The 8,610-nt window shown below is 52.0% G+C and carries 7 protein-coding genes and 1 pseudogene; 4 read left to right on the top strand and 4 right to left on the bottom strand.

The features are described from left to right. Positions 1-207 (bottom strand): hypothetical protein (locus tag KBZ12_RS18030; RefSeq protein WP_254959448.1); only part of this gene is annotated, 207 nt, incomplete at its 3' end. Next, positions 204-953, bottom strand: a complete 750-nt coding sequence (locus KBZ12_RS18025; RefSeq protein ID WP_254959447.1) for a type IV toxin-antitoxin system AbiEi family antitoxin domain-containing protein — start codon at positions 951-953, stop codon at positions 204-206. The genes KBZ12_RS18025 and KBZ12_RS18030, both read right to left, overlap by 4 nt. 505 nt (positions 954-1,458) lie before the next feature. Here KBZ12_RS18025 and KBZ12_RS18790 point away from each other — a divergent pair. From KBZ12_RS18790 to KBZ12_RS18010, 4 genes and pseudogenes are all read left to right on the top strand, one after another. After that, a pseudogene (locus tag KBZ12_RS18790) lies at positions 1,459-1,653 on the top strand (DUF6978 family protein); the annotation flags it as partial. Further along, complete coding sequence (locus tag KBZ12_RS18020; protein WP_254959446.1) at positions 1,650-2,456, top strand: DUF1828 domain-containing protein; 807 nt, start codon at positions 1,650-1,652, stop codon at positions 2,454-2,456. The pseudogene KBZ12_RS18790 and the gene KBZ12_RS18020, both read left to right, overlap by 4 nt. Before the next feature lie 285 nt (positions 2,457-2,741). Continuing rightward, positions 2,742-3,287 carry a hypothetical protein gene (locus KBZ12_RS18015; protein ID WP_254959445.1) on the top strand — a complete coding sequence of 182 codons (546 nt, stop codon included), beginning with the start codon at positions 2,742-2,744 and terminating at the stop codon, positions 3,285-3,287. Between the two features lie 376 nt (positions 3,288-3,663). Next, entirely contained in the window at positions 3,664-4,905 is a 1,242-nt protein-coding gene (locus KBZ12_RS18010) for a hypothetical protein (protein WP_254959444.1), read from the top strand. Here the strand turns inward: KBZ12_RS18010 and KBZ12_RS18005 are convergent. Then, positions 4,838-5,845, bottom strand: coding sequence for a reverse transcriptase family protein (locus KBZ12_RS18005; protein ID WP_254959443.1), 1,008 nt, complete (start codon positions 5,843-5,845; stop codon positions 4,838-4,840). The genes KBZ12_RS18010 and KBZ12_RS18005 overlap by 68 nt on opposite strands. 287 nt (positions 5,846-6,132) lie before the next feature. Further along, entirely contained in the window at positions 6,133-8,484 is a 2,352-nt protein-coding gene (locus KBZ12_RS18000; protein ID WP_254959442.1) for an Eco57I restriction-modification methylase domain-containing protein, read from the bottom strand. Positions 8,485-8,610: the final 126 nt, after the last annotated feature.

The raw sequence follows: 8,610 nt of genomic DNA, 5'->3' as shown, positions 1-8,610 counted from the left end.
GGGGTGATGCCGACACTGCTGCCCGATCCCTGAATCAGCAGCACAGAGCACTGCTTCTTGATCGCTCAGCGATGAGCTGTCAGAAATGCAGTCCCGCGGGGGACGTCCCGACCCCTGAACACATACGATGGCGAAGTGGGGCGTGGCGAACACCACCGGGGCGATGTCCAGCAGCTGGCGAACCGTGGCGATGGTGGCCGGATTCATCGTGTGGCCGCCAGATCCAGCCGTTCCCCGGTGCGACCAACGGCCACCCAGCGGCGGCCACCGCCGAGGCGGCGGCTGTGCTGCTGGGCAAGCTCTGCCCAGGGCAAAGCGAGTTCACCAGCGAGGAGGGCGGCGAGGCGCACCACCTTGATGCGGGTGAGGTGGCTGAGCAACTGATCCAGCAGTGGCAGCCGCAGGTTTCGGGTGCTCTCCACCAGCTGGCGCACCTCCTCCAGGCTTTCGAAGCTGCCGGTTTCACTGAGCAGCTCCAGGAGGGCCCGCTCAGGACTGGAGACAGGCAGCTCTGGATGGCCACCGGTTAGGGGTGCTAGGCCGAGGCCCGCCGGCAGATCGGGATCAAAGATATGAGCCACCCGATAACGAACGGGCACAACGCCATCCAGCCAGCTGGGAAGGCGCGCAGGCTGATCACCCCAGAACACCACGGTTTCCCGGTAGGAGAGGTTGTGACGAACGCCATGCCAGGCGAGCGCCGTTTTGGTGGCTACATGCCCCCCCGGCAGTTGCTGAGCCAGAAAAGCGAGGCAGGCCTCCCTGTTCAGCGTGTCGCCGGGAAGCTGATAGGCACCGCGGCCGAGCCGCTGCAGCCATCCCGATCGCACCAGGGCGGAGGCCCGCTTGGCCGTGATCCCATGAGCCGCGAGGAGCTCCACCCCCAGAGGGGCGCCGCGGGGGAGCTGCGTCAGAGCCTCTTGGAATGAAAAACGTGCTGCAGCTCTCTCCATGGGGGAACTGTAGCAATGATTCCATGCATGCGACCGGAGCCCCGGCGTGGTGGGATGGAAGGCGGTGCGGATGGCGTCGCCAGCGCTCTGCTCCAGCTCACTGGCTACAACGGAGGGGAGCCTGGTCATACAGGAGTGGAACCAAGAGCCCTCGTAAAGCCCGGGCCAGCACCCCGCAACTGTGCCTAGGTTGCTCGCGGGAGCCTCCTAGGCTTTCTGCAGGTGCATCAGCCCAACAGCCGTGCCTCTTAGCGATGCCGAATTTGATGCCATCCTTACGGATTGCACGAAGTTGATCGAGGGAGACATCGTGTGGCAAGAAGATGAAGATCATTCCCCAAGCCTTGAGTTCAAAGTAGAGATTGCCACGGCTGGAGGATGGCTTCTCTTTATGAAGGGTACTTACAATCCACTTGTACCAGCAATATCCTATGCTCTGATATCAAAGACATCGGGTCGGATTTACGCCCTTGACCTTGGTAAGGGCCATTAAAATCCTGATGGCGGGAGAGTTGGAGACACCCACAAACATCGATGGTCCGAAGAGTTTAAAGACAAAAGGGCCTATGAACCTGGAGACATCACCGCAACTCCTGACAATCCAATACAAGCTTGGCAGGAATTTTGCCAAGAAGCTACGATCCAGCACAACGGTCGAATGCATCCACCACCCCCAGTTCAAGGAGATCTGTTCTTATGAGCACCTCGCATGACAACACCGCAACTGCAGTGTGCACTGCCATCAGAAATGGCTTAGGGCCGATGTTTGAATGCTCTGTGAATGGCGACTTCGTTCGCGTACGAACGCCTTATTTGTATCCTGATGGAGATTTAATTGATCTTTTTCTCAAGAGTGCCCATCAAGGCGTTACAACTGTTTCCGACTTGGGAGAAACCGTTCGGTGGTTGAACTCCAACACACTTTCAGCAAAGCGATCTCCGAAACAAGCAAGCTTGATCAGCGATATTTCACAAACTCACGGTGTTGAATTCTTCAGGGGCATGCTGAAGGCACGCTCCAATGAGCCTGCTGAGTTGGCCGATGCAGTCACGCGTGTGAGTCAAGCAGCAGTACGCGTTTCCGATCTCATTTTTACATCAAGGCTACGTTCAGTCGAATCTGTCAGCGATGAAGTGGCCGACTTTCTCCAGGAGCTTCATTTGCCATTTGAGCGGAACAAAAGATTGATCGGCCGATCGGGCAAGAACTGGAAGATTGATTTTCAAGTAAGCGCACCACAAAGGAGTTCCTTGATTTCGGTCCTTTCCTCCGGGAGTCGCTCTGCGGCTCAGCAAATTACCAAAAGTGTCGTCGCCTCTTGGTATGACCTCAGTCAATACAGGGCTTCGCCTGAGCCTCTATCTTTCATCTCCTTGATCGATGACTCTGCGGATGTATGGTCTGATGAAGATTTCAACCTCGTTGAATCGATATCAGACGTTGCTAGATGGTCTGTGCCAGAAACCCTCAGCAAGCTCCTTACAGATGGATTGGATAGGTGATTCGCAGTGCCAGAGATGCCAAACAAATGAAGTACCAGCCTCTCTCCAAGCTCTCTCTGAAGAGCCATCCAGAACCCACGGAGCTCTGGGTGCAGGATCGAATTGCTGAGAATCATCAGATTCTCAGGCTTGATGATGAGGGGCTCAAGGATCGTTAAGCCATAACCATTTGGCACATGATACAATTTAATAGTCTACTTTTGGGTCATGCCTAAGTCACTAGTACTGATTAAGGTCGGAAGGCAAGAGCATCTTGATGAGTTGCAGCGGAAGGGCTTGCTGTATATGAATCCGTTGCCGTACTTTTGGGGTATCGAAGAGCAAGGAGTCCGAGGTGATAAAAATGATGGCGTAGCCAGCCGCTACAATGGCAAAAGTGGCTTGCTAAAGATAGAAGACAACGATATTGAGGTAATTGATTGGGAGCTGCGATTTCCACCTGAGAACGCCGAAGCAATCAACATCTTTTGTATGTATGCACTGATGCCAGCCACTCACCCAATCGATGAACGCATGGGCGAGTTTGGTGATCGTGCATTAGTCTTTTATAACTCACAGGAACTACTGGATCGAATCTTTAGCGAGTTTAAGCGGCAGCGTATTGAAGCCCATGCCGACATAGTGTCCTATTGTCCTCGATCTTACGTGGGAGAGATGGGCCCATTCAGAAAACTGGACAACTATTCGTGGCAATCCGAGTGGAGGCTTGTCGTATATGGTGGAGGAGGGGTACCCCGTAAAATTGAGATTGGTGATTTAAGTAATTGCTCTCGAGCCTCCTCAACATCGGACCTCAATGCGTCTTTTGAAATTACAAAGCCCGTTCAATAGGCTTGCGATTGTCGAGCTGACAATCTAGTCGAAAAGTAATGTATTGCACTTTGATTGATCAAGACGGTGGCTGAATCATTTCAAGAACTCCCACGCCACCAGATAATCTACTGCCCGATCACACAGGCTTCAAGGCGCTAGGTAGCTGTTCGTGCGCTCCACAGGCCCACCGGGAGGCCTACGACCTTTATCTGGTGTATGGCATGCCTCTGGATGCCAATGATCGCGTTACTCATATTTAAGCTACAATCCTTGATTATCTGATTTCCGCCCAATGCTAGAGCCTACAGCTTTACGGAATCCGAAACGAGTTGCGACCCCCAGTATCCGCGGATACTTTTATCAGTTCTTGTGCACACTTCAGCGCTGGTTAGACTTGAATGAAAATGAGATTCTTTGGTGCGAGGGCAATGAAGATATTGATCTCTTAATTGCCAGTCAGACTGTCGTGGAGGAGCAGATTAAGCATCTCGCAACAAATTTGACTGATGCCTCAGGAACCATAACAAAAACTCTGTGGAGATTTGCCCAGGGCTTCAAGGATAATCATTCAAAGGGATTGAATAGCATACACGTCTTCAGAACAACAGCAACGCTGAATACGCCCAATCCTGAACATCAGCCAACATATGAGTGGCTGCAAAACCAACAAGCACTAAGCGAGGAATTGGTCGAATTGATCTTTCAAAATATTTATTCAAAGGCGGTTAAGAGTGCTGAGAGTGCATCGATAGAGGCATTAATGTACATTGAGAGCAAATCGCTTAAGCGGGCCTTCCTTGAATCATGTACATGGAGCTTTCAAGAAATGGACTACAAGGATATTCATACTCACTTCATGGAGAAAGTAAGATCTGATCATAGATGCAATGGATTAGACCCAAAAGCAGTGGCTGATGCTGCCTTGGCGAAAGTTTGCTTGGTCTCGTCCGATTCTGACTTGAGGAATCGTGTACTTTCTAGGTATAGTTTTGACTGCCTCACCAATGATCTACTGATCGATAAGCAGATGAAAACTTATCACAAGCGCTCTGACAATGGAGAAAGAATTGTAGTTGTATATGATAGGGACGGTCTCTACTCGGCAGTGACAATAAGATTTGAGTCTCTTGATCAAGCGAGATCAAATCTTCAAGACAAGACAGACGAGATTAGAATCAATCCTAAGCATGCAGAAAGCGATCTTGGCTCTATCTTGCTGGAATCGGACGTCATGCAACAGCACATAAATCAGATGGACTTTGATCTTTTTGTTGCTGTTGGCACTGTAAATTCAACCAAGAAAGCTGCTACAAAGAAGAAATGGCTGGCAAGTAAGACGATTGAGATGTCGAGTCACCGCCTAGCTCGTCACTCAGTGATTAAGGCAAGCTTCAATTTAAAAGAAATACTTTCTCGTGACAATGAACAGCTTGAAATAGGGGCAATTACAGAAAATGATTACCTCTGGCAGCTTGGAAACACTATTTGCAATTGGAGCATCTCGCTTTACGATGGAGATGCCAAAGACTTCCCGCTGCACTGCATAGCAAGCAAGATAAGGTGTGTTTTTAAATGGGACTCTCGTGAATATTTTGCCCAGCAGGTTTCGCCTGAAGGCTTGGCTTCGATTGGATAGATCTTAACTTGGCCAGCCATTCTTGTCGTTGGGCTTCATCAACAGCTCCATATGAACTAATCATACCTAATAAGGATTTCTTAAAGCCATTTACCCTCCCAGTCGAAGGGATTGTCTTGTAAGCCGAGAGCATATATTCTTCAATTGAGTACCTTGTAGATACGTGCAATGCTCTCTCAATATCTCTCCTAACTCTTCTTGGGACTTTTGGTCGGTCCGAATCAACATTTAGTCCTGTCACATACTGACCATCCCCAGAGCGAATGCGTCTGTAGCTACTTGGCTTAAGAGTAAAGCCACATTGAGCAAAGATTCGGTCAAGCTCGTCATAAGTAGGACAGCCATTACCTGAAAGAGTGATATTATCAGCATATCGTGAATACGTCAGGCTGGGATAATGATTAAGAATTAGTTTATCGAGGCTATCTGCGACAAGATTGGCAATACCAGGGCTGGCCCTGCCACCCTGGGGCAGTGCTTCATTCAAAGTGCAAAGCCGTGCAAGCATAAGTGCTGGTTGGTATTCGGCACCCAAGTGTTGAAATAATTCCTGTACACGTCGTGTGGTGATACTTCCAAAAAAGTCTTTAATATCAGCCACAGCAACTTCAGTCTTTGCGCAGTGTAGTTGTGCGTTTGATACGACACTATAGCCCTTGCGAAATCCTTGAATATGAGGTGGCAAGCCTTGAATAAAAGGCTCCAGCGATAGGGCAATAGTTCTATGAAGTCTCCTGGCATCAAGTGATGTTTTGTAAACAACTCGTCGGATGCTTGAGCCCTTTCTTCGCTTAACGTGAAGCTGATGATAGTGATTTTGTGGTTTATGGATAATATCGTAAACCAGTTCAGGAGAGGCCTGGATTAGCAGTAGTGCGAGCTCGACGCTTTTGAGCTTGCTATAGTCTAGTGGCTGAATCACATTGGCAAGAACTGTCATATAAACTTGTCTTGAATGGGTGCCAACCCAAAACGAAACTGATGGCTTCATTTAAAAGCGACATGGCCGCCTAGCGCAGCGAGCTGCGCATGATGCACATTTTGGGCTGGCATCCCACTCTACGCGAGGGAGAGCTTGCATGCAAGCAGCCGAAATATTGCAGATCTGGCAAATTGTGAATTCACTCAGAAATTAGAGTAGTGGCCTGTATTCGGCTGAATCTTGGTGATGTGTTAAGCGTGGTGATGTAAGGATCAATCGATGAGTTTTCTGTTGATACCCGATGTTTAACCCCCAAAATACCCCCAAACCCCCCGATAATCCTCCACCCGATCACACAGCGTCCGCGGCGCCTCATAGGTGATGATCCGCTCCACCGGCCCCCCAGGCAGGGTGTCATCGATGATCGTGCGGGAGACGCTGCCGGTCTTCATGTCGGCGATGTCTTCCCAGCCGGTGGTCTTGTTGGGGCCACGGCCTGAGCCCTTGCGGGGGAAGCCGACGCCTGTGAGGCCCTTGCTGGCGGTGAAGACGATGCGGCCGTTGCGGTCGTACCAGGTGTCGTGTTCGTATTGCTGCATCACCGGGAACTGCACGCGGTAGATGGTGATCAGTTCTTCGAGGGTGAGCTTGAGAGCTTGGGCCACCAGCACATCGATCTCCACGAGGGCCTGGCGGCGGGCGTAATCGGTGCGCAATGCGCAATCCCGCTGCCTGGTGGGGGTGAGGTTGGTGAAGAACGCGTTGGGGAGGCGGGGATCCTGTTTGGCCCAACGTTGCTGGCGGAAGGCTTCATCCCAGCATTCGCTCCAGAGATCGGCGTAGTGGGTGGTGAGGCAGTTGAGGGTCAAATATCTGGCCGCCAGATCCTCGGATCTGACAAATTCTTTGGAGATAAGAGGTAATCTTCGTAGAGTCCCCTCGTATACATCTTCTCTTCCCGTTGTCTTGACAAAGAAGTCGTAGACAACAGCAGCCGTTGCTGCTCCAAATAAAATCAGAGCTGCTGTTTCTGCAAAGGCAATAGAGAGAACAGGGTGGATATGCCCTGAGAGTTTAGGGGCTACTGCGCATTGCAGTGTTCTCTCAAGATTTTGGTCAATTCGTCTCCGTGTTACCCAGCGATAGTAATCAGTAACAGGTGGTTGCTTGTCCCAGGGAGCGCGAGGTGCGCGATTGTAATACGATTCATGCGATACGGCTGGCCGGTAGTTGGTCCTCGGGAGGTAATTATCAGGGAGTGCGGAATGGTCCAGGCAGTCGTTGGACCGATTTGTGTTGCAGATCGCTCTTGGTGTCTGAAAAAGAGGATTGGCCACATTAAATAGAGGGCCTGAGAGAATCAGCTCTGAGACATCAGGCGGAAAACTTGTCTCGCGGCGGATGGTGCCGTCTTTTTTCACTGCATTGGTTTCATCCCACATCACTGTGGCGAAGTACTCACCTTTTAGATCGCCCAGTCGCCTGGGCGCAGCAGCAAACTTATCTAGAACGCTCAAGAGTTGTTGGGAGTGGAGAGCGGGTAGGCGAGCCATGCTTGCAGGCGTTCCTGGCTCGTCATAAAGCTGGGCGAAGAGAGAAAGCGTGGTTTCGTCAACAGAAACGACTCGTTGCGGGTGGCCTTTTAGCTCCCAGCGACTTTTCGCATCTTTGATACCTGGAACCGAGCCTGTTCCGTCGGAGTCGAAGCATTCACTGAGAGTGGCTGTGCCAAACAGGTTCGCAAGAGAAACGAATCTGATTTGGCTTGAGTCTGCCAATGGTTTGCGGTACACATTGACGCTGTACTTGACAGTATTGTGGATCTCGGCGAAGAGTTTGTATTCGTTTTCGAATTGAAAATGCCCACGAAGCCAGCGATAAAGGGTCTCTCGTAATGTCCCGCCTTTCGGATCGTCGTACACTCCTTCTGGATGCAGGAATCCCTGCACCCCTCGGCTTGACGCTACCCGCCACGCCTGCGGCAGGAAGCACTTGTAGAGATTCGTCTGGCTCCCTTTCAGCAGCGGATAGTTGACCACCGCATTCAGAAAGGCCTGGCTGCCGTTCTGCCCTTCAAACTCCTCCAGATAGGCCGCCCGCAGATCTGGATGGGCGTCAAATGCCTCCTTGCGTCGATTCGCCAGCTCACTGGCGCTCACCTTGCGGATCAGCACCATCGGGTCGGCGTCGCCGATCACCCCCTTTTCCTCCCACTCCACCTTGAGCCAGGGCGGGTTGCCCACGATCAGATCGAAGCCACCGCCTGCCAGCAGGTCGGCAAATTCCAGATCCCAGTGCAGCGGCCGGATGCGTTCGCTCACTGCCTGCACCTGGCGGAGGCGTTCAAAATCCTCCAGCAGCTTGTTCACATTCACGAAGCCGTGTTGGTCGCTGAAGTCCACCGCCAGCTGCTTGGGTTGCGTATCGGCAAACATGTTCATCTGGCCCGGTTCAGCCGTGATCCCCTGCTCCAGGTCGCCCAGGATCATGCTGAGCTCAAACAGCCATTCGTCTCTGTCCGGGAGCATTCCCGCCTGACGGATCGGCCAGAACCACAGCGCCACCCAGTAATCCATCGCCCACTTCAGGCGCAGGCGGGCGTTGGTGTTGAGCACACCCTTGCCCAGCACCTCCTGGTCGTGAATGCGGTCCTTCATGCCCGGTGTCAACTACGTAGGCGGGTCGCGTCAATTACGTAGGCGGGTTACCCCGGGGCCTCCCCCTGCCATGGCAGGGGGAGGCGACAGCGAAAAGTGAGCCACCCTGGCCCGGTCCTCTGCCAT

The sequence above is a fragment of the Cyanobium sp. Cruz CV13-4-11 genome, assembly GCF_024346055.1.
In the GTDB taxonomy this organism is placed as follows: Bacteria; Cyanobacteriota; Cyanobacteriia; order PCC-6307; family Cyanobiaceae; genus Cyanobium.
This window is presented reverse-complemented; position numbering and strand designations above follow the sequence as displayed.